This is a genomic window from Agrococcus carbonis, from assembly GCF_900104705.1.
Classification (GTDB): Bacteria; Actinomycetota; Actinomycetes; order Actinomycetales; family Microbacteriaceae; genus Agrococcus; species Agrococcus carbonis.
The window spans coordinates 582,399-601,934 of the sequence record NZ_LT629734.1 but is presented as its reverse complement, the minus strand read 5'-3'; the positions used below and the strand labels follow the sequence as shown (position 1 = coordinate 601,934).

Below are 19,536 nucleotides of genomic sequence, written 5' to 3'. Positions count from 1 at the left end.
CTCGCTGTTGACCGCTGCTGGCACCGGTTGAGCGCGGAGGCCGCAAGGTCGAGGAGCGCGCGCCGCAGGCGCACGCGTCGCGAGACCTGCGGTTCGCGGGCTCGAGCTCGTCGAGCCCGCGAACCTCCTAGTCGAGGAAGCCCTCCTCCTCGAGCCACGCGCGCGCGATGTCGGCGGCGGGCGACTGCTGCTCGACGCTCTGGCGGTTGAGCGCGATGAGCGCGTCGGCGCTCAGCGCCTCGCTCACGTCGTTCACGATCTCCTGCGCGTCGTCGTCGACCTTGTCGCTCGCGACGGGCACGACGTGCGAGGCGAGGAAGAGGCCCTCGGTGTCCTCGAGCACGACGAGATCGTTCTGCGCGATGGTCGGATCGGCGGTGTAGACGATCGCGAGCTGGATGTCGCCGCTCTGCAGCGCCTGGATCGTGAGGGGGCCGCCGCCGTCCTCGATGGGGGTGAAGCCCACGTCGATGCCGTAGACCTCGGCCAGGCCCATCGGCCCGTTCGGTCGCGTCTCGGCCTCGGAGTTCGCGCCCATCGTGAGCGGCTCGTCGACGTTCGCCAGGTCGGCGACCGTGGTCAGGTCGTACTGCTCCGCGAACTCCCGGGTGACGACGTAGGAGTCCTGGTCGGTCGCCTCGGCCTGGTCGAGGATCGTGAGGCCCTCGGGCGCTGCCTCGACGAGCGCGTCGTACACCTCGTCGCCGAGCCGCTCGGGCGGATCCTGCACCCAGTACTGCAGCAGGGGGCCGGTGTACTCCGGGAAGAGGTCGATCGCCCCCGACTCGATCTCTGGCATGTAGACCTCGCGCTGGCCGATGCGCAGCTGGCGGTCGACGCGAAAGCCCTCAGCCTCGAGCGCCTGCGCGTAGAGCTCGGCGATGATCTCGTTCGAGTAGTAGTCCTGCGAGCCGACGACGAGCGTCGTGCCGCCCTCGTCGCCGCTCGGGGCGGTCGTCTCGCCCTCGTCGAGGGGGTCGGCGCTCGCGCATCCGGCGAGCACGACGCCCGCTGCGGCGAGCGCGGCGACCGCGAGCCCTGATCTGCGGATGGTGGTGATCATGCTTCGATCCTCTCTCTGTCGCCCAGGCGGGCGCGATGGGGTTCGGCGCGGCGGACGGCCGCGGATTGGGCGAGCTGGAAGCACAGCTCGACGACGAGGGCGAGCAGCGCCACGAGGATCGATGCGCCGAGCATCTGGTCGTACTGCTGCGTCTTGAGGCCGAGGAAGAGCGGCCGACCGAGGCCGGTGTCGGCGACGTAGGCGGCGAGCGTCGCGGTCGAGATGACCTGCAGCGCCGCCGAGCGCAGGCCCCCGACGATCACGGGCGACGCGAGCGGCAGCTCGACCCCGGTGAGGATCTGCCGCTCGGTGAGGCCGACGGCGCGCGCGGCGCCGACGGTCGCGCGGTCGACCGACTCGACGCCCGCGTAGGCGCCCGCGAGCACGGGTGGCAGCGCGAGCACGAGCAGGGCGAGGAACGGCGCCTCGAGCCCGATGCCGAGCCCGAGGCCGAAGAGCGTCAGGAGCCCGAGCGTCGGCAGCGCCCGCGCTCCGCCGGTCACGGCGATCACGGCGCCGCGGCCGCGGCCGGTGTGGCCGATGAGCACGCCGAGCGGCACGCCGATCGCGGCCGCGACGAGCAGCACGGCGCCGGAGAAGGCGAGGTGCTCGAGGATGCGCGAGCCGAGCGCGGTCGGTCCCGTCCAGCTCGCGGGGTCGAGCAGCCACTGGAGGGCTTCGGCGAAGAGGTTCACGCGCGGCTCACCACCCGCTGCCACGGCATCGCGACGCGCGCGGCCACGACGCACAGCGCATCCAGCAGGAACGCGACGGCGACGGTGAGCACGATGCCCGTCCAGATGCTCGCGTCGATGCCGCGCTGGAAGCCGTCGGTGAAGAGCGTCCCGAGGCTCGCGATGCCGATGACGGCGCCGACCGTCACGAGGCTCACGGTCGAGACGGCGACGACCCGCAGCGACGACAGCAGCACGGGCCCCGCGAGCGGCAGCTCGACCCGCCAGAACATCGCCCAGCGCGAGTGCCCGGTCGCGCGCGCGGCGAGCCGCACCTCGTCGGGCACCGAGCCGAACGCATCCGCCGCCCCGCGCACGAGCAGCGCGCAGCCGTAGACGGTGAGGGCGGTGATCATCGTCGCGGGGGAGCGCAGCGGCAGCCCGAGCACGGGCGGGATGATGATGAACAGCGACAGCGACGGGATCGCGTAGAGCAGGCCCGTGCCGGTCAGCAGCGGCGTGCGCCAGCGCGGCGAGCCGGCGGCGAGGCGCCCGAGCGGTACCGAGATCGCGAGGCTCAGCAGGATCGGCGGGATCGACAGCAGCAGGTGGTCGACGAGCAGCTGCCCGACGATGTGCAGGTTCTGGCTCAGCCAGTTCACCGCGCCACCCCCTCCCGCATCACCGCTCGAGCACGCCGGTCGGGCGGTCGTCCCCGTCGACCACGATGCTGCGGCCGTCGACCTCGCGGATGCGGAGGGTGCGACGGGCGGTGCCGGCGCCCACGAAGTGGGCGACGAAGTCGTCGGCGGGGTCGGCGAGGATCTCGGCGGGCGTGCCGCGCTGTGCGATCTCGGCGCCCGTGCGGAGCACGACGACCTCGTCGCCGAGCGCGAAGGCCTCGTCGATGTCGTGCGTGACGAACAGGATGGTCTTGCCGATGTCGGCCTGCAGCGCGCGCATCTCCTGCTGCAGCTGGTCGCGCACGATCGGGTCGACCGCGCCGAAGGGCTCGTCCATGAGCAGGATGTTGGGGTCGGCGGCGAGCGCGCGCGCGACGCCCACGCGCTGCTGCTGGCCGCCGGAGAGCTGCGCTGGATAGCGGTCGGCGAGCGCGGGGTCGAGGCCGACGCGCTCGAGCAGGCCGAGCGCATCCGCCCTCGCCTGCCTGCGGGGGCGGCCCTCGAGCACGGGGACGGTCGCGACGTTGTCGGCGACCGTGCGGTGGGGGAGGAGGCCGCCGGCCTGCAGCACGTAGCCGATCGAGCGGCGCAGCTTCACGCGATCCATCGAGCGCACGTCGACGCCGTCGATGAGCACGCGGCCCGCGGTCGGCTCGACCATGCGGTTGACCATGCGCAGGAGCGTCGTCTTGCCGCTGCCGGACGACCCGACGAGCGCGACGACGCGGTGCGACGGCACGGTGAGGGAGCACCGCTCGACCGCGACCGTGCCGTCGGGGTACTCCTTGCGCACGGCGTCGAACTCGATCACGCGGGCTCCTTCCGGTCGCCGGGTGCTGACGATACTCGTCGTCGCTGACATCGCGCCCGAGCGCCGCCACTAGGCTTGCCGTCGTGCAGCGCCCGATCGGAGTCTTCGACAGCGGCGTCGGCGGACTCACGGTGGCGCGCGCGATCATCGACCAGCTGCCGGCCGAGTCGATCACCTACATCGGCGACACCGCGAACGGCCCGTACGGCCCGCGCGAGCAGCACGAGGTGCGGCATCTCGCGCTCGACGTGCTCGACACGCTCGTCGCGCAGGGCGTGAAGATGCTCGTCATCGCGTGCAACACGGCCTCGGCCGCGACCTTCGACATCGCGCGCGAGCGCTACGAGCAGGGCATGGGCATCCCGGTCGTCGAGGTCATCCACCCCGCGGTGCGCGCCGCCGTCGCGCAGAGCCGCTCGGGTCGCATCGGCGTGATCGGCACCGCGGGCACGATCGGTTCGGGCGCCTACCAGCGCGCGTTCGCCGCCGCGGGCGTGCCGCACGTCGCCGCGGGCGCGGCGCCGCGTTTCGTCGAGTTCGTCGAGGCGGGCGTGACGACCGGCGACGACGTGCTCGCCGCGGCGCACGAGTACCTCGAGCCGCTCCTGGCCGAGCAGCTCGACACGATCGTGCTCGGCTGCACCCACTACCCGCTGCTCGCCGGCGCGATCGGCTACGTCGCGGGCGACGGGGTGCGGCTCGTCTCGAGCGCCGAGGAGACCGCGGCCGACGTCTACCGCATCCTCTCGGACCGCGGCATGCTCGCACCGACGGATGCGGTGCCCGCGTACGCGTTCGAGGCCACGACCGAGGCGCAGGAGCCGTTCCTGCGGCTCGCGCGCCGGTTCCTCGGGCCCGAGGTGACGCACGTGGAGTTCACGCAGACCGGGGTCATCCAGCTGCCCGGCCGCACCGACTGACCGACGACGAAGGAGAGCCGGATGGCACGCAAGGACGGCAGGCAGCCCGATGAGCTGCGCGAGGTCTCGATCGAGCGGGGGTGGAGCCAGCAGGCCGAGGGCAGCGCCCTCGTGGCCTTCGGCCGCACGCGCGTGCTGTGCACCGCATCCGTCATGCCCTCGGTGCCGCGCTGGATGGCCGGCAAGGGCAAGGGCTGGGTGACCGCGGAGTACGCGATGCTGCCGCGCTCGACGAACGAGCGCATGGACCGCGAGAGCGTCAAGGGCCGCGTCGGCGGCCGCACGCACGAGATCTCGCGGCTCATCGGCCGCAGCCTGCGCGCCGGCGTCGACATGCGGGCGCTCGGCGAGCTCTCGATCGCCGTCGACTGCGACGTGCTGCAGGCCGACGGCGGCACCCGCACCGCGGCGATCACCGGCGCGTGGGTCGCGCTCGCCGACGCGATCGCGTGGGCGCAGGCCGAGGGCCGCGTGCCGGGGAGCGCCAAGCCGCTCATCGACTCGATCGCCGCCGTCTCGGTCGGCATCGTCGACGGCGAGCCCGCGCTCGACCTCGACTACCTCGAGGACGTCCGCGCGGGCACCGACATGAACGTCGTCGCGACGGGCCGCGGGCTCATGGTCGAGGTGCAGGGCACCGCCGAGGGCGCGCCGTTCGACCGCGCCGAGCTCGACCGGCTGCTCGACCTCGCCCTCGCGGGCACCGCGCGGCTCACCGAGCTGCAGCGCGAGGCCCTCGCGGGGGTGGGCGCGTGAGCATCGGCGGCTCGACGGGGGTCGACCTCGTCGGCGGGGGCCTGCAGGTGGTCGTCGCGACGCACAACCCGCACAAGGTCGAGGAGCTCGCGCGCATCCTCGCGCCGCTGCTGCCGGGCGTCGAGCTGCTGCCCTACGACGGCCCCGAGCCCGTCGAGGACGGCGAGACCTTCGAGGCCAACGCGCTCATCAAGGCGCGCGCCGCGCACGCGACGACGGGGCTGCCCGCCCTCGCGGACGACTCGGGCATCGAGGTCGACGCGCTCGGCGGCGCCCCCGGCATCCACTCGGCCCGCTACGCCGGCACGCGCGACGACCGCGACAACCTCGAGCTGCTGCTCGCGAACCTCGCCGACGCATCCGATCGCGCTGCGCGCTTCGTGTGCGCCGCCGCCTGGGTCGACGCCGACGGCGAGCTCGCGGTGCGCGGCACGTGGGAGGGCACGATCGCGGATGCGGCGCGCGGCGCCGGCGGGTTCGGGTACGACCCGATCTTCCTGCCGCACGACGGGGGCGGCCGCGCGGCCGCCGAGCTGTCGGCCGACGAGAAGGACGCGCTGAGCCACCGCCGCATCGCCTTCACGGCGCTCGCCGAGCGCATCCAGCGCGCCTGATCGCTCGGCCCGCGAGCGGGGAGCGGTCTCCGATCGCTCCCCTCCGAACGCGACCCGTTTCGCCGAAACACACCCTGTGCACCAGGTCGAGTTCGGTGGAGCGGGTCGAGGAAGCAGCGCGACGCTGCGCACGAATGCCGAGCGCGCGCACCCGGTCGCGCTGTGCCATGATTTCGGTATGCCGAAAACTCAGCGTGCGGGCAGGCGAATCAGTGCCGCCGCAGCGGCATGCTCCGTCGCCGCCGTCGCGCTGAGCGGCTGCGCGCCCGCGGGTGCCGACGGCGCGCCGGCACCGGCGGGGGCCGGCGCAACAGCCGCCGCGGACGAGCGGCCGCTCGTGCTCGCGACGTTCACGGTGATCGCCGACATCGCCCGCGAGGTCGCCGGCGACACCGCGCGCGTCGAGTCGCTCACCCGCGTGGGCGTCGAGGTGCACGACTACGAGCCGACGCCCGGCGACCTCGTGCGCACCGAGGGCGCCGACCTCGTCGTCACGAACGGCATGGGCATCGACGACTGGCTGCTCACCCTCGTCGAGCGCGCCGACGCCCCGCACGTGGTGCTGAGCGACGCCGTCGAGCCGATCCCGATCGAGGCCGGCCACTACGCGGGCAACCCCAACGCCCACGCGTGGGTCTCGCCCGCCGAGGGCGCGGTCTACGTCGAGGAGCTGCGCGTCGCGATCGGCGACCTCGTGCCCGAGCGGCGCGCCGAGGTCGACGCGAACGCCGCAGCCGTCACCGCGCGCCTCGAGCGGCTCGGCGATCGCCTCCGCGACGGGGTCGCGGCGCTCCCCGAGCAGCACCGCGTGCTCGTGAGCTGCGAGGGCGCCTTCAGCTACCTCGCGCGCGACGCGGGCCTCGCCGAGGCGAGCCTGTGGCCGGTGAACGCCGGCGGCCAGGGCACGCCGCAGCAGATCGCCCATGTCGCGGCGGTCGTCGCGCGCACCGGGGTGCCGACGGTCTTCTGCGAGTCCACGACGCATCCGGGCACGCAGCAGCAGATCGCCCGCACCGCCGGGGTGCGCTTCGACGGCAGCCTGCACGTCGACTCGCTCTCGACGCCCGACGGGCCGGCGCCGACGTGGCTCGCGCTCCTCGAGCACGACATCGACGCGATCCTCGAGGGGCTGGGCGCATGAGCGGCACCCCAGCGCACGCCGCCGACCGGGCTGCGGCCCACGACGCGATCGTCACCCACGGGCTCGGCGTCCGCTACGGCGAGGTCCGCGCGCTCGCCGACGTGACCGCCTCGCTCCGCTCGGGCGAGATCACCGGCCTCGTGGGCGTCAACGGCTCGGGGAAGTCGTCGATGCTCGCCGCCGTGCTCGAGCGCGTGCCGCACGAGGGGACCGTGCGCATCCTCGGCCGCACGCCGCGCGAGGCGCGCCGCGCGGGCTTCGTCGCGTCGGTGCCGCAGGCCGAGGCGGTCGACTGGGACTTCCCGGTGACGGTGCGCGACGTCGTGACCGCCGGCCGCTACGGCCGCATGGGGCTGCTGCGCATCCCGCGCCCCGCCGATCGCGCCGCCGTCGACGAGGCGATCGCCCTGCTCGGCCTCGAGCGCCTCGCCGATCGGCAGATCGGCGCGCTCTCGGGCGGGCAGCGCAAGCGCGCGTTCGTCGCCCGCGCCATCGCGCAGGACGCCGAGCTGCTGCTGCTCGACGAGCCCTTCGCGGGCGTCGACCGCACGAGCGAGGCGGCGATCGTCGCCGTGCTGCGGGGCCTGCGCGACCGCGGTCGCAGCGTCGTCATCGTGCACCACGACCTCTCGGGCGTCGCCGAGCTCGTCGACAGCGTGCTGCTGCTGCAGCGGGGCCGGCTCCTGCACCACGGGCCGCCCGAGACCACCCTCACGCCCGAGCGCATCGCCGAGGCGTTCGGCGCCGGGCCCCGCTCCGACGCGGCACCCGAGCGACCGGCCCCGCCGCCGGCCGCATCCTCCGAGGAGGTCGCGTGATGGACGCATCCGTCCTCGACGCCGTGCTCGCCCCCTTCACCTACGGCTTCATGCAGCGCGCGATGGTCGTGACGCTCATGGCCGCGATCGCGTGCGCGCTGCTGTCGACGTGGCTCGTGCAGATGGGCTGGTCGCTCATGGGCGACGCGGTCTCGCACGCGGTGCTGCCGGGGGTCGCGCTCGCGTACATCCTCGGGCTGCCGTTCGCGCTCGGCGCCGCGGTCTTCGGCATCGGCGCCGTCGCCCTCATCGGCGGGGTGCGCGCCGCCACGAGGATCAAGGCGGATGCCGCGATCGGCGTCGTCTTCACCACGCTGTTCGCGCTCGGCCTCGTCATCGTCTCGGTCACGCCGTCCGACACCGACCTGCAGCACATCCTCTTCGGCAACGTGCTCGGCGTCTCCGACGCCGACATCGCGCAGGTGCTCATCGTCGGCGCGATCGTGTGCGTCACCCTGCTCGTGCTGCGCCGCGACCTCACCCTCGTCGCCTTCGACGCGGGCCACGCGCACGCGATCGGCCTGCGCCCGCGCATCCTGCACGCCGTGCTGCTCGGCGCGCTCGCGCTCACCGTCGTCACGGCGCTGCAGGCCGTCGGCATCATCCTCGTCGTCGCGATGCTCGTCATCCCGGGCGCGACGGCCGGGCTCATCGCGGTGCGGTGGGATGCGCTGCTCGCGTGGTCGGTGGGCGTCACGGTCGTCGCGTCGCTCGCCGGCCTCATGGCGGCGTTCTGGCTCGACATCTCGCCCGGCGGCGCCGTGGTGCTCATGCAGGGCCTGGGCTTCGGGCTAGCGTTGCTGTTCGGGCCCCGCCGGGGCCTCGTCGTGCGGTGGTCGAGAGCGAGGCGACATGCAGTCCACAGCGGCTGAGGACTACGTCAAGGCGATCTACCACCACACCGAGTGGCAGCCGGAGCCCGTCACGCCGTCGCAGCTCGCGACGCGGCTCGGGCTCGCGAACTCCACCGTGACCGAGATGGTCAAGAAGCTGGCCGCCGCCGGCCTCGTGCACCACCGGCCGTACGGCGCGATCGAGCTCACGAGCGAGGGCGCGGCGCTCGCGGTGCGGCAGGTGCGCCGGCACCGCGTGGTCGAGACGTGGCTCGTCGAGCGGCACGGCTACGACTGGGACGAGGTGCACGACGAGGCGGAGATCCTCGAGCACGCGCTGAGCGACCGGCTGCTCGACTCGATCGCTCGCTCGCTCGGCGACCCGGTCCGCGATCCGCACGGCGATCCGATCCCCGCCGCCGACGGCACGGTCGTCCGACCGGATGCGGTGCTGCTCGCCGATGCCGCCGTCGGCCACGCGGGTGCGGTCGTGCGCATCTCCGACAGCGACCCGGCGATGCTGCGGTTCCTCGCCGACGCGGGCATCGCGCTCGACGCGAGCCTCGAGGTGCTGGGCCAGAAGCCCTACTCGGGCTCGATCCAGGTGCGCACGGACGCGGGCACCGTCGACCTCGGGCCGCAGGTCGCGCAGGCGGTGTGGCTCTCGGCGTAGCCGGCGCGCCGGTCGCGAGCCCTCAGCGCTCGATGCCGAGGTCGTTCGTGCCCGAGAGGTCGAGGGTCTCCACGGGCCCGGTCGACGTGCCCTCGCGGATCTCCCGCTCGACCTCGCGCCGCGACTGGATCGCGTGCCACACGATGAAGCCGACCGCGATGAGGACGACGCCGATGAGCACGAGGTCGATGTACTCCGTGACGATCTCGGCGACGCCCGGGATGTGCGCGACGCCCCACCCGAGCAGCGGCAGCCCCGCGCCCCACAGCAGCCCGCCGAGCACGTCGAGGCGGAGGAACAGCGGCCACGGCATCCTGCCGACGCCCGCGGCGACGGGCATGAAGGTGCGCACGATCCCGATGAACCGCGCGATGATGACGGCCGCGGCGCCGTAGCGCAGGAAGAACCGGTTGGTGCGCTCGACCGTGCGATGCGAGAACAGCCCGGAGGATCGCCGCTGGAAGATCGGCGGCCCCGCCTTCTTGCCGATGTAGTAGCCCAGCTGGTCGCCCGCGACGGCGCACCCCCAGATGCACAGCATCACGAGCCAGATCGGCTGCGGGATGACGCCGGTGTACGAGAGCACGCCGGCGATGATCAGCAGCGTGTCGCCGGGCAGCAGGAAGCCGACGAGGAGCCCGGTCTCGACGAAGACGATCGCGCACACCAGCAGCAGCGCCCACGCGCCCGCGCCGGAGATGAGGCCCTCGATGTCGATGAGGAACTCTGCAGGCAGCGGATGCACGAGGTGCTCCTTCGCGTCGTGCGTCGGTGCGGGAGAGGGGACTTGAACCCCCACGCCACTAGGGCACAGGAACCTAAATCCTGCGTGTCTGCCAATTCCACCACTCCCGCGTGGGGGTCTCCAGACTACTGGCGCCGACCCACGCGGCAGTGCAGGGTCGGCCATGCGTTCTGCCAGGCTGAGCGCATGCAGATGCGCGCGCTCATCACCGGCGCCTCGGCCGGGCTCGGGGCCGAGTTCGCCCGCCAGCTCGCCGCCGACGGCTTCGCCCTCGTGCTCGTCGCCCGCGACGCCGAGCGACTCGCCGCGCTCGCCGCGCGGCTGCCGGTCGAGACCGAGGTGCTCGCCGCCGATCTCACCGACGCCGCGGGTCTCGAGCGCGTCGCCGCGCGCCTGCGCGACGGCGACCGGCCGGTCGACGTGCTCGTCAACAACGCCGGCACCGCTGTGGCCGAGCCCTTCCACGCATCCGCCATCGACGAGGAGCGGCGGGTGCACGAGCTGCTGTCGTGGGTGCCGCTGCGGCTCGCGCACGCGGCGCTGCCCGGCATGCGCGAGCGGGGCCGCGGCGGGATCCTCAACGTCGCGAGCCTCGCCGGCCGCATGCCGAGCGGCACGTACGCGGCCGCGAAGGCGGGGCTCATCATGCTGTCGCGATCGCTGCACGCCCGCTACCGCCGCGACGGGGTCGCGGTCACGGCGCTCCTGCCGGGCTTCGTCGCCACGGAGTTCCACGAGCGCATGGGCGTCGCGCCCGACGCCGTGCCGCGGGCGGGGTGGGCGGATGCGGCGACGGTCGTGCGCGACGGCCTGCGCGGGCTGCGCCGGCGGCGCGCGATCGTCGTGAGCGACTGGCGCTACCGGCTGGCCGCGCCGCTCATCCCGCTCGTGCCCGATCGGCTCTCCGCCGGTGTGGGCCTCGGAGCGCGCGTCGAGGCGTCGGGCGCTCGGCCGCCCATCAGCGACGCCGATCGGTCGCGCCGCTGACGCGTCGCGCCGCTGTGGCATCGTCGATCGAGACCGACAGGAGCAGCCATGCAGGAGACCATCGCCGTCCTCGGCGCGGGCGTCATGGGCGCGGGCATCGCGCGCGTGCTGGCCCGCGCCGGCCACGAGGTGCGCGTGTTCGACGTGCGCGCCGAGGCCGCGGCCGACGCCGCCCGCGCTGCCGGCGCATCCGCGCACGACACCGTCGAGGCCGCGGTCGACGGCGCGACGATCGTGCTCGAGGCGGCGCCTGAGCGGCTCGAGCTCAAGCACGAGCTCATCGCGCGGGTCGAGGCGGCCAACGCCGACGCGGTCATCGCCTCGAACACGTCGTCGATCGGGGCGGATGCGCTCGCGGCCGGCATGCGTGACGCGTCGCGGCTCGTGATCGCCCACTTCTTCAACCCGGCCGACACCGTGCCGCTCGTCGAAGTCGTGCCGGGGCCGGCGACGCCGCAGGCGACCGTCGGCCGCATGGTCGCGCTGCTCGAGGCGGCCGGCAAGACGGCGGTGCCGCTCGCGCAGCAGGTTCCGGGCTTCATCGCCAACCGGCTGCAGGCGGCGCTCTACCGCGAGGCGATGCACCTCGTCGAGCTCGGCGTCGCGAGCGCCGAGCAGGTCGACGCGGTCGTCACCGCCGGGCTCGGGCCGCGGTGGGCGCTCGCCGGCCCGTTCGAGGTCATGGACCTCGGCGGGCTCGACGTGTGGACGAGCGTCGCCGACGGCATCTTCCCGACGCTCGGCGACGCATCCGCCGCCCCAGCGATGCTGCGCGAGCGCGCCGAGCGGGGCGACCTCGGCGCGAAGGCCGGCCGCGGGTTCCTGCCGCGCGATGCCGACGCCCCGGCGCGCTTCGCGACGCGGCTGCGGGCGCTCATCGACGCGCGCGACGCGCTCGAGGCGTAACGTTCAAAATTGGAATAGATCGATACGCAGAGCGTTGCCCCTCGCGGAGGGCGACGAGATCCGCCGCCCGCGTCAGGAGGCAGAGCAATGACGTTCAAGGTGCTGCAGGACAAGGTCGCGATCGTGACCGGAGCCGCGATGGGCATGGGCGAGGCGACCGCGAGGCTCTTCGCCGAGGCCGGCGCGAAGGTGGTCGTGGCCGACTTCAACCAGGAGAAGGGCGAGTCCGTCGCGGCCGACATCCGCGAGCAGGGCGGCGACGCGCTGTTCGTGCAGGTCGACATCTCGAAGGGCGAGCAGGTCGAGGCGATGGTCGCGAAGGCCGTCGAGCACTACGGCCGCCTCGACGTCGCGGTCAACAACGCCGCGCTGACGCCCGACCAGAACCTCGTGAGCGAGATCGACGAGCAGTACTGGGACCGCCTCATGTCGGTCGACCTCAAGGGCACGGCCCTCACGCTCAAGTACGAGCTGCGCCAGATGCTCGCCCAGGGCGACGGCGGCTCGATCATCAACATCTCGTCGACCTCGGGCTTCCGCGTGCAGCCGCAGACAGTCGCCTACAACGCCGCGAAGCACGGCGTGAACGCCCTCACGAAGACCGCCGCGGTCGAGAACGGCCCGCACGGCATCCGCGTGAACTCGGTCGCCCCGGGCGCCGTCGACACCCCGATGCTCCGCGGCGCGATCGAGCAGTTCGGGCTCGACCCCGTCGAGTACCCCAAGCAGCTCTCGGCGCTGCACCGCTTCGCGCAGCCGCGCGAGATCGCGCAGGCTTCGCTGTGGCTCGCCTCCGACGCCTCGTCGTACGTCACCGGCACGACGATCCACGTGGACGGCGGCTACACCGGCGCGATGTGATCCGCGCTGCGTCGCGCTGACGCGTCGCGCACCATCACGCAGGACGGAGGGCACCATCGGCAGATCGCCGGTGGTGCCCTCCAGCATCCCGTGCCACCGTGGGGCGCATGACCGAACCCATCCGCGCGATCTACTTCAACGGCACGCTCACCCCGTCGCCGGGCGAGAGCCACACCGACCTGCTCATCGAGGCGAGCGCCGGCATCCTGCGCCAGCAGGGCGTCGAGGTCGAGGTCGTGCGCGCCGTCGACCACGCCCTCGCCCCCGGCGTGCAGCCCGACATGCGCGAGCACGGCGCGAGCGAGGACGCGTGGCCCGAGCTCTGGCAGCGCGTGCTCGCCGCCGACATCATCGTGCTCGCGACGCCCATCTGGCTCGGCGACGCCTCGAGCGTCACGCGTCGCGTGATCGAGCGGCTCTACAGCGAGTCGGGTGAGCTGAACGACCAGGGCCAGTCGATCTTCTACGGCAAGGTCGCCGGATGCCTCGTGGGCGGCAACGAGGACGGCATGAAGCACGTGGCGCGCGAGGTGCTCTACGCGCTGCAGCACATCGGCTGCACCATCCCGCCGCAGGCCGACGCCGGCTGGGTGGGGGAGGCCGGTCCCGGGCCGAGCTACGGCGACGAGCTCGACGACGGCTCGCGCGCGGGCGCCGACAACGACTTCACGAAGCGCAACATCACGATCATGGCGTGGAACCTCCTGCACCTCGCGCGCATGCTGCGCGGCGGCATCCCCACCGAGGGCAACGACCGCAACGCGTGGAAGCGCGGCGAGCGGTTCGGGTTCCAGAACCCCGAGTACCGCTGACCGTGCGCACCCACGCCTGCGCAGCACCCGCACGCACGCATCCACGACCGACGCCGACGAGCCACAGGAGGCATCCATGACCGACGTCCGACTCCACATCGACGACAGCGGCGGCGACGGCCGGCCCGTCGTGCTCATCCACGGCTGGCCGCTCTCGGCCGAGTCGTGGGCCGAGCAGGCGGATGCGCTCGGGCGCGCCGGGTACCGCGTCGTCGCGTACGACCGGCGCGGCTTCGGCCGCAGCGACAAGCCCGACGACGGCTACGACTACGACACGCTCGCGGCCGACCTCGACGGCGTCATGCGGCAGCTCGACCTGCGCGACGCGACGCTCGTGGGCTTCTCGATGGGCGGCGGCGAGGTGGCGCGCTACGTGTCGACCTACGGCGACGAGCTGGTGCGCTCGGTGGTCTTCGCGGCCGCGGTGCCGCCCTACCTGCTGCACGGCGACGACAACCCCGACGGCCCGCTCACCGAGGAGGCGTACCGCGGCATGCGCGATGCGCTCGAGGCCGACCGCGATGGCTTCCTCGACGAGTTCCTCGTCGGCTTCTTCTCGAACGCCGAGCGGCTGTGCGTCACCGAGGAGCAGCGGCAGGCGGCGCTCGTGCTCGCACGCCAGTCGCACCAGCCCGCGGCGCTCGCGTGCATGGACGCGTGGGCGACCACCGACTTCCGCGACGACCTCGGCACGATCACGGTGCCGACCCTCGTGCTGCACGGCGACGGCGACCAGACGGTGCCGCTCGAGGGCTCCGGCCGCCGCACGCACGAGACGATCGAGCACAGCGAGCTGCACGTCATCCCCGGCGCCCCGCACGGCTGCAACGTCAGCCACGCGGCCGACTTCGACGCCGCGCTGCTCGCGTTCCTGGAGCGCTGAGGCGCGCATGAGCGTCGTCGACTGGCTGCTCGAGGGCGATCCGGCGATCCGCTGGCAGGTGCTCGCCGACCTCCTCGACGAGGATCCGGATGCTGTGGCCCGCGAGCGCGCCCGGGTCGCGACCGAGGGGTGGGGCGCGGCCCTGCTCGCCGCGCGCGGGCCCGACGGGCAGTGGGCCGGCGGCGCGCACTTCCCGAAGGAGCCGCCGACGCTGCCGGGGCAGCCGTGGACGTCGACCGCGCACGTGCTCACCGAGCTGCGCCTCCTCGGCGTCGACCCGCACGCGCCGGCGGTGCGCGAGGCGATCGCCGATGTCGCCCGCGTCACCCACTGGGAGTACGACGGCGAGCCGTTCTTCGAGGGCGAGGTCGAGCCGTGCATCAACGGCGCGCTCGTGACGAACGCGGTCTACTACGGCGAGGCGGATCCGGGGCTGCTCGACGACCGCATCGTCGAGCGGCTGCTCGGCGAGCGGATGGCCGACGGCGGCTGGAACTGCGAGCAGGAGCACGGCAGCGTGCGCTCATCGTTCGACACCACGATCGCGGTGCTCGAGGCGCTCGCGGCCGTCGAGCGCGTGCGCGACGACGAGCGGATCCGCGCCGCGCGCGCCTCGGGCGAGGCGTACCTGCTCGAGCGCGACCTGCTGCGGCGGCGCTCGACGGGCGAGATCCCGAAGCCCACCTACACGCGCTTCGCGTTCCCGCCCCGCCACGAGTACGACGCGCTGCGGGCGCTCGAGCACTTCCGCGCGGTCGGCGCGATGCCTGACGAGCGCATGCAGGAGGCGCTCGACCTCGTGCACGCGAAGCGGCTCCCCGACGGCACGTGGCCGCTCGACGTCGTGCACGGCGGCGACGCCGTCAACGACTACGGGAAGGTCGGGGAGCCGAACCGCTGGATCACGCTCAAGGCGCTGCGGGTGCTGCGCTGGGCGGAGGGCTGATCGGCCTCACGCTCCCTCGGTGGGCTGCCGGCGCGCCGCCCGGGCCGCGACGTCCCGCAGGCGGATCGTCTCGTCGGTGACGTCGACGACGCTCAGCCCGTGCGCCTGCGCGATCGCGTCGCGGATGCCCCACGACGGGTCGTCGGCGTGCACGCGCTCGTACGCGACGATCTCGGCCGCGGCTGCCGCGATCCGCCGCGCGCTCGCGCGCCGCGGCGCTCGCGGCGCGCGTCGCCCGCACCGCGGGCAGCGGAGCCGGCCCGTCCGCGTCCCCGACGCATCCGGCCCCGAGCGCGTGAGCGCGCCGGCCACCGTGCGCCATGCGTCGCTCCAGAAGCCCATGCGGTCACCCTAGGACTGGCGGCTGACGGGCGCCCCGCCGGGCCCGAGAACCGGGGGCTTCCGGCTCAGCGCAGGCCGTCGAGGAACGCCCGCATCGCCGGCACGACGACCTCGGGGCGGTCGCGCTGCACCCAGTGCGCCGCATCGGGCACGACGAGCAGCTCGGCCTGGGGCATCGCGGCTGCGGCGCGGCGGGCGACCGCCGCCGGCACGCCCGCATCGAGCGCGCCGTGCACGACGAGCGCCGGCATCGCGAGCTCGCCGAGGCGGTCGGCGTAGGCGGTCGTCTGCCGCCGCGCGCCCACCTCGCTGCGCTGCCACTCGCCGAAGACGTCGATGCTCGTGCCGGCCCGTGCCGCTTCGTGCACGGCGCCGATCAGCTCTGGCGTGCGCTGCGCGGCGCTGCGCAGCACGGGGCGGAGGCTCCGCTCGACGGCCGTGGGCGTGCGCGTCGTGGCGCGCGTGATGACGGGCAGCACTCCGGCGCGCGTCGCCGCCCACGCCAGCAGCTGCGCGGGCGCCGACCACCGGCCCTCGACGAGCGTCGGCGCGAGGCCGTAGGAGCCGAGCAGCATGAGGCCGCGCACGCGCTCGGAGTGCGCGAGGGCGTGCCCGATCGCGAGCCCGCCGCCCATCGAGAGCCCGCCGAGCGCACACCGCTCGAGGCCGAGCGCGTCGACGACCTGCTCGACGCACGCGAGGAGCGCCTGCTGGGTCGCGGCCCACGGCGCCTTCGTGCTCTCGCCGTAGCCGGGCAGGTCGGGCGCGAGCACGCGGTGGCCGGCCTCGGCGAGCGCGCCGCCGACCCCGCCCCACGACAGCCACGCGCTGTCGAGCCCGCCCCCGTGCAGCAGGACGACGACGGACGCGTCGTCCCGCGCGGGCTCCGCCGGCAGCCACTCGAGCAGCGAGACGTCGCCCCAGGGGAGCGTGACGGTGCGGCGCGCGGGGTGCATGGCTCGAGGGTAGGGGCGCTCGTGGAACGGGTGCTGTGGACAACTTCCGCGGCCCGGCCGGGCGTTCGGCTTCACTGGCCGCATGCGCCAAGCCGTCGCCGAGATCACCGCGTCCGTCCGGGCGCGCGTGCGCCGAGACGGCGTCGACCTCGCGCGCGGCGGCGACCTCGCCGAGCGCTACGTGCGCGACGCGGTGCGCTCGTACGCCGAGCGCTCGCTGGGCGGCAGCCTGCCGATGCTCGCCGACGAGCGGCAGGCCGAGCGCGACGTGCTCGCCGCGGTCTCGGGCTACGGGCCGCTGCAGCCCTACCTCGACGACCCCGAGATCGAGGAGCTGTGGGTGAACCAGGGTTCGCGCGTGTTCTGCGCGCGCGCCGGGGTCAGCGAGCAGCTGCCGCTGCGGCTCACCGAGACCGAGGTGCGCGACCTCGTCGAGCGGATGCTCTCCACCACGGGCCGCCGCGTCGACCTCAGCACGCCGTTCGTCGACGCATCGCTGCCCGACGGCTCCCGCCTGCATGTCGCGTCGGGCGACGTCGCCCGCGGCGCCATGAGCCTCAACATCCGCAAGTTCTCCCGCCGGCTCGCGTCCCTCGCGGCGCTCGTCGAGCGCGGAGCGCTGAGCCAGCAGGCCGCGGGCTTCCTCAAGCAGGCGGTGGTCGCCGGCTGCAACATCCTCGTCTCCGGGCCGACCCACGCGGGCAAGACCACGATGCTCAACGCCCTGCTCGCGTCGGTGCGCCCGGGCGAGCGCGTCGTCACGGTCGAGGAGACGTTCGAGCTCGACCCGCCGGTCGACGACATCGTCGGCCTCCAGTGCCGCCAGCCGTCCCTCGAGGGCACCGGCGAGATCTCGCTGCGCCGGCTCGTGAAGGAGTCGCTGCGGATGCGCCCCGACCGGCTCGTGGTCGGCGAGGTGCGCGAGGCCGAGGCGCTCGACCTGCTCGTCGCCCTGAACTGCGGCGTGAGCGGCATGTGCTCCATCCACGCCAACTCGGCGCGCGATGCGCTGAGCAAGCTCACGACCCTGCCGCTGCTCGCGGGTCGCAACATCGACGCGGGCTTCGTCGTGCCCACGGTCGCCCAGTGCATCGACCTCGTCGTCCACCTCGCCATCGACGCGCGCGGCAACCGCCAGGTGGTCGAGATCCTCGCTCCCACGGGCCAGGCGGCCGGCGGCGTCATCGAGGCGTCGACGCTCTTCTCGATGCGCGACGGGCTGCTCGAGGCGACCGGCTCGCACCCCGCGCGCACCGCGAAGTTCGACGCCGTCGGCGCCGATCCGCGCGCCCTGCTCGCGAGGGGGACCGCATGACGTGGCTGCTGGGGGCGGCGCTGGGGCTCGGCGTCGTGCTCGCGATCAGCCCGTGGCTGTGGCCACGCAGGGCGCGCGCCGCCGTCGATCCGCAGCCGCGGCCGCGCCTCATCGACCGCTTGACCCAGGCCGGGCTCGACGGCATCCCGCCGCTCGCCGTCGGCGCCGTCTCGCTCCTGCTCGGGGTCGTCGCGGCGGGCGTCGCCCTCGCGCTCGCACCCGTCGTCGCGCTCACCGCGGCCGCCTTCGTCGCCGGCGGCGCGGCGCCCGTGCTCGCCGTGCGCTGGCGGGCGAAGCGGCGGCGCCGCGCGCTCGCGGCCGTCTGGCCCGACGTCGTCGACCACCTGGTCTCCGCGGTGCGCAGCGGTCTGGCGCTGCCGGATGCGGTGGCGCAGCTCGAGCACGCCGGTCCCGAGATCACGCGCCCCGCATTCGCCGCCTACGCGGCCGACCACCGGGCGACCGGCTCGTTCGCGTACGCGCTCGACCGTCTGAAGGACCGCCTCGCCGATCCCGTCGCCGACCGCATCATCGAGACGCTGCGCATGGCGCGCGAGGTGGGCGGCACCGAGGTCACGACGGTGCTGCGCGAGCTCGCCGCCTACCTGCGGCTCGACCTGGCGACGCGCGGCGAGCTCGAGGCTCGCCAGACCTGGATCGTGAGCGCGGCCAGGCTCGGCGTCGCCGCCCCGTGGATCGTGCTGCTCATCCTCTCGACGCGCCCCGAGGCCGCCCAGGCCTACAACGCCGCCGGCGGGCTCGTGCTCATCGCCGGCGGCGCGATCGTCACCGTCATCGCCTACCGCGTCATGCTGCGGATCGGGGCGCTGCCGACCGAGGCGAGGTGGTTCGCGTGAGCGGCGCGGCCGGCTGGAGCCTCATCCTCGGCGCCACGATGGGCCTCGGCCTGTGGATGCTCGTGAGCCTCGCGCCGATGATGCGCCGCCCCGTGCTCCTGCACCGCGTCGCGCCGTACGTGCTCGACGTCTCCGCGGGCGCCCGCGACCTCGTCGCGCGCCGCCGCGTGAGCCCCGCCCGGGTGCTCGGCGTCGTCGCCTCGCCGGTGGGCGACCGGCTCGCGCCGCTCGTGCACGCGGTGCTCGGGACCCCGGACGCGATCCGCCGCCGGCTGCGGCAGGCCGCCGCCGAGGAGACCGTCGCCGACTTCCGCGGCCGGCAGCTGCGCTGGGGCGTGCTCGGCGCCGCGGTGGGTGCCGCGCTCGGCGTCGCCGGTGCGATGCAGGGCGGCCACGTGGCGCTGCCCGCCGCGCTCGCTATGCTCGGGGCCGCGATCGGCGCGATCGCGGTCGACTGGCTGCTCCAGCGCCGCGCGAAGCGGCGCCTCGCGCGCATCTCGAGCGAGCTGCCGTCGATCCTCGAGTTCCTGTCGCTCAGCCTCGCCGCCGGCGAGAGCCTGCAGGATGCGCTGCGGCGCGTGGGCGGCGCAGGCCGCAGCGCGCTCGGCCGCGAGCTCGCGGGCGTCGTGGCCGATGCCGCGGCCGGCGCGAGCCTCTCGGCCGCGCTCGCGAGCCTCGCCGATGAGCTCGGCCACCCGGGCGTCACGCGGAGCGTCGACCAGATGCGCGGCGCGCTGGCACGCGGCACGCCGCTCGCGCAGACGCTGCAGGCGCAGGCCGTCGACGCGCGCGACGCCGCGAAGCGCGGCCTGCTCGAAGCGGCGGGCCGCAAGGAGATCTCGATGCTCGTGCCGCTGGTGTTCGGCCTGCTGCCGACCACGGTGGCGTTCGCGCTGTGGCCGGGCATCCACGTGCTGCAGGTCGGATTCTGAAGGAGGAG

The 19,536-nt window shown here is 74.3% G+C and carries 23 protein-coding genes and 1 tRNA gene; 16 read left to right on the top strand and 8 right to left on the bottom strand.

Annotated elements, in window-relative coordinates; all coding sequences use genetic code 11:
• Positions 1–127 precede the first annotated feature (127 nt).
• From BLT67_RS02945 to BLT67_RS02930, 4 genes are read right to left on the bottom strand one after another with little or no spacing between them, the layout of a single operon-like run.
• A complete protein-coding gene (locus BLT67_RS02945; RefSeq protein WP_172801967.1) occupies positions 128–1,063 on the bottom strand; it encodes an ABC transporter substrate-binding protein in 936 nt (311 codons plus the stop codon).
• Complete coding sequence (locus tag BLT67_RS02940) at positions 1,060–1,758, bottom strand: ABC transporter permease (RefSeq protein ID WP_092665651.1); 699 nt, start codon at positions 1,756–1,758, stop codon at positions 1,060–1,062. The genes BLT67_RS02945 and BLT67_RS02940 overlap by 4 nt, the downstream gene beginning before the upstream one ends.
• Positions 1,755–2,399 (bottom strand): ABC transporter permease, encoded by a 645-nt coding sequence (locus BLT67_RS02935; RefSeq protein WP_092665650.1) that lies wholly within the window; start codon positions 2,397–2,399, stop codon positions 1,755–1,757. Before BLT67_RS02935 ends, BLT67_RS02940 begins: the two co-directional genes overlap by 4 nt.
• Positions 2,400–2,418: 19 nt before the next feature.
• Complete coding sequence (locus BLT67_RS02930; protein ID WP_092665649.1) at positions 2,419–3,231, bottom strand: ABC transporter ATP-binding protein; 813 nt, start codon at positions 3,229–3,231, stop codon at positions 2,419–2,421.
• Between the two features lie 83 nt (positions 3,232–3,314).
• On the opposite strand from BLT67_RS02930, the gene murI reads away from it, so the two are divergent.
• The 7 genes from murI to BLT67_RS02895 all read left to right on the top strand — a co-directional run bounded on the left by murI (position 3,315) and on the right by BLT67_RS02895 (position 8,986).
• Entirely contained in the window at positions 3,315–4,151 is an 837-nt protein-coding gene (murI, locus tag BLT67_RS02925; RefSeq protein ID WP_231945554.1) for a glutamate racemase, read from the top strand.
• A gap of 21 nt (positions 4,152–4,172) precedes the next feature.
• Entirely contained in the window at positions 4,173–4,907 is a 735-nt protein-coding gene (gene rph / locus BLT67_RS02920) for a ribonuclease PH (RefSeq protein ID WP_092665647.1), read from the top strand.
• On the top strand, positions 4,904–5,521 hold the full coding sequence (gene rdgB, locus BLT67_RS02915; protein WP_231945553.1) for an RdgB/HAM1 family non-canonical purine NTP pyrophosphatase: 618 nt from the start codon (positions 4,904–4,906) through the stop codon (positions 5,519–5,521). Before rph ends, rdgB begins: the two co-directional genes overlap by 4 nt.
• A 337-nt stretch (positions 5,522–5,858) precedes the next feature.
• Positions 5,859–6,662 carry a metal ABC transporter solute-binding protein, Zn/Mn family gene (locus BLT67_RS02910; protein WP_231945552.1) on the top strand — a complete coding sequence of 268 codons (804 nt, stop codon included), beginning with the start codon at positions 5,859–5,861 and terminating at the stop codon, positions 6,660–6,662.
• A complete protein-coding gene (locus tag BLT67_RS02905) occupies positions 6,659–7,480 on the top strand; it encodes a metal ABC transporter ATP-binding protein (RefSeq protein WP_092665645.1) in 822 nt (273 codons plus the stop codon). The genes BLT67_RS02910 and BLT67_RS02905 overlap by 4 nt, the downstream gene beginning before the upstream one ends.
• On the top strand, positions 7,480–8,352 hold the full coding sequence (locus BLT67_RS02900; RefSeq protein WP_092665644.1) for a metal ABC transporter permease: 873 nt from the start codon (positions 7,480–7,482) through the stop codon (positions 8,350–8,352). The genes BLT67_RS02905 and BLT67_RS02900 overlap by 1 nt, the downstream gene beginning before the upstream one ends.
• Positions 8,333–8,986 carry a metal-dependent transcriptional regulator gene (locus tag BLT67_RS02895; RefSeq protein ID WP_092665643.1) on the top strand — a complete coding sequence of 218 codons (654 nt, stop codon included), beginning with the start codon at positions 8,333–8,335 and terminating at the stop codon, positions 8,984–8,986. Before BLT67_RS02900 ends, BLT67_RS02895 begins: the two co-directional genes overlap by 20 nt.
• 22 nt (positions 8,987–9,008) lie before the next feature.
• Here the strand turns inward: BLT67_RS02895 and BLT67_RS02890 are convergent, their stop codons facing one another.
• Both BLT67_RS02890 and BLT67_RS02885 read right to left on the bottom strand, forming a co-directional pair.
• The gene (locus tag BLT67_RS02890) at positions 9,009–9,731 is read right to left on the bottom strand and encodes a DedA family protein (RefSeq protein WP_172801966.1); all 723 of its coding nucleotides are present in this window, start codon (positions 9,729–9,731) and stop codon (positions 9,009–9,011) included.
• Between the two features lie 27 nt (positions 9,732–9,758).
• A tRNA-Leu gene (locus tag BLT67_RS02885) sits at positions 9,759–9,841 on the bottom strand.
• Positions 9,842–9,917: 76 nt separating this feature from the next.
• Between BLT67_RS02885 and BLT67_RS02880 the strand changes: the two genes are divergently transcribed.
• The 6 genes from BLT67_RS02880 (at position 9,918) to BLT67_RS02855 (ending at position 15,126) form a co-directional block, all read left to right on the top strand.
• Complete coding sequence (locus BLT67_RS02880; RefSeq protein WP_092665641.1) at positions 9,918–10,718, top strand: SDR family NAD(P)-dependent oxidoreductase; 801 nt, start codon at positions 9,918–9,920, stop codon at positions 10,716–10,718.
• Between the two features lie 48 nt (positions 10,719–10,766).
• Positions 10,767–11,624, top strand: coding sequence for a 3-hydroxyacyl-CoA dehydrogenase family protein (locus tag BLT67_RS02875; protein WP_092665640.1), 858 nt, complete (start codon positions 10,767–10,769; stop codon positions 11,622–11,624).
• 87 nt (positions 11,625–11,711) lie between these two features.
• Positions 11,712–12,485: an SDR family NAD(P)-dependent oxidoreductase gene (locus BLT67_RS02870; protein WP_092665639.1), complete on the top strand. Its 774-nt coding sequence runs from the start codon at positions 11,712–11,714 to the stop codon at positions 12,483–12,485.
• A 107-nt stretch (positions 12,486–12,592) separates the two neighbouring features.
• Positions 12,593–13,297 carry a flavodoxin family protein gene (locus BLT67_RS02865; RefSeq protein ID WP_092665638.1) on the top strand — a complete coding sequence of 235 codons (705 nt, stop codon included), beginning with the start codon at positions 12,593–12,595 and terminating at the stop codon, positions 13,295–13,297.
• Positions 13,298–13,373: 76 nt separating this feature from the next.
• The gene (locus tag BLT67_RS02860; protein WP_092665637.1) at positions 13,374–14,180 is read left to right on the top strand and encodes an alpha/beta fold hydrolase; all 807 of its coding nucleotides are present in this window, start codon (positions 13,374–13,376) and stop codon (positions 14,178–14,180) included.
• Between the two features lie 7 nt (positions 14,181–14,187).
• Positions 14,188–15,126, top strand: coding sequence for a prenyltransferase/squalene oxidase repeat-containing protein (locus tag BLT67_RS02855; RefSeq protein WP_092665636.1), 939 nt, complete (start codon positions 14,188–14,190; stop codon positions 15,124–15,126).
• Between the two features lie 6 nt (positions 15,127–15,132).
• Here BLT67_RS02855 and BLT67_RS02850 read toward each other — a convergent pair whose 3' ends face one another.
• Positions 15,133–15,468: a hypothetical protein gene (locus BLT67_RS02850; protein ID WP_092665635.1), complete on the bottom strand. Its 336-nt coding sequence runs from the start codon at positions 15,466–15,468 to the stop codon at positions 15,133–15,135.
• A 65-nt stretch (positions 15,469–15,533) separates the two neighbouring features.
• Positions 15,534–16,424: an alpha/beta fold hydrolase gene (locus tag BLT67_RS02845; protein ID WP_092665634.1), complete on the bottom strand. Its 891-nt coding sequence runs from the start codon at positions 16,422–16,424 to the stop codon at positions 15,534–15,536.
• An 82-nt stretch (positions 16,425–16,506) separates the two neighbouring features.
• Between BLT67_RS02845 and BLT67_RS02840 the strand changes: the two genes are divergently transcribed.
• The 3 genes from BLT67_RS02840 to BLT67_RS02830 are packed head-to-tail and all read left to right on the top strand — an operon-like array spanning position 16,507 to position 19,528.
• Positions 16,507–17,739, top strand: coding sequence for a CpaF family protein (locus BLT67_RS02840; RefSeq protein ID WP_092665633.1), 1,233 nt, complete (start codon positions 16,507–16,509; stop codon positions 17,737–17,739).
• On the top strand, positions 17,736–18,596 hold the full coding sequence (locus tag BLT67_RS02835; protein ID WP_092665632.1) for a type II secretion system F family protein: 861 nt from the start codon (positions 17,736–17,738) through the stop codon (positions 18,594–18,596). Before BLT67_RS02840 ends, BLT67_RS02835 begins: the two co-directional genes overlap by 4 nt.
• Positions 18,593–19,528, top strand: coding sequence for a type II secretion system F family protein (locus BLT67_RS02830; protein ID WP_231945551.1), 936 nt, complete (start codon positions 18,593–18,595; stop codon positions 19,526–19,528). The genes BLT67_RS02835 and BLT67_RS02830 overlap by 4 nt, the downstream gene beginning before the upstream one ends.
• Positions 19,529–19,536: the final 8 nt, after the last annotated feature.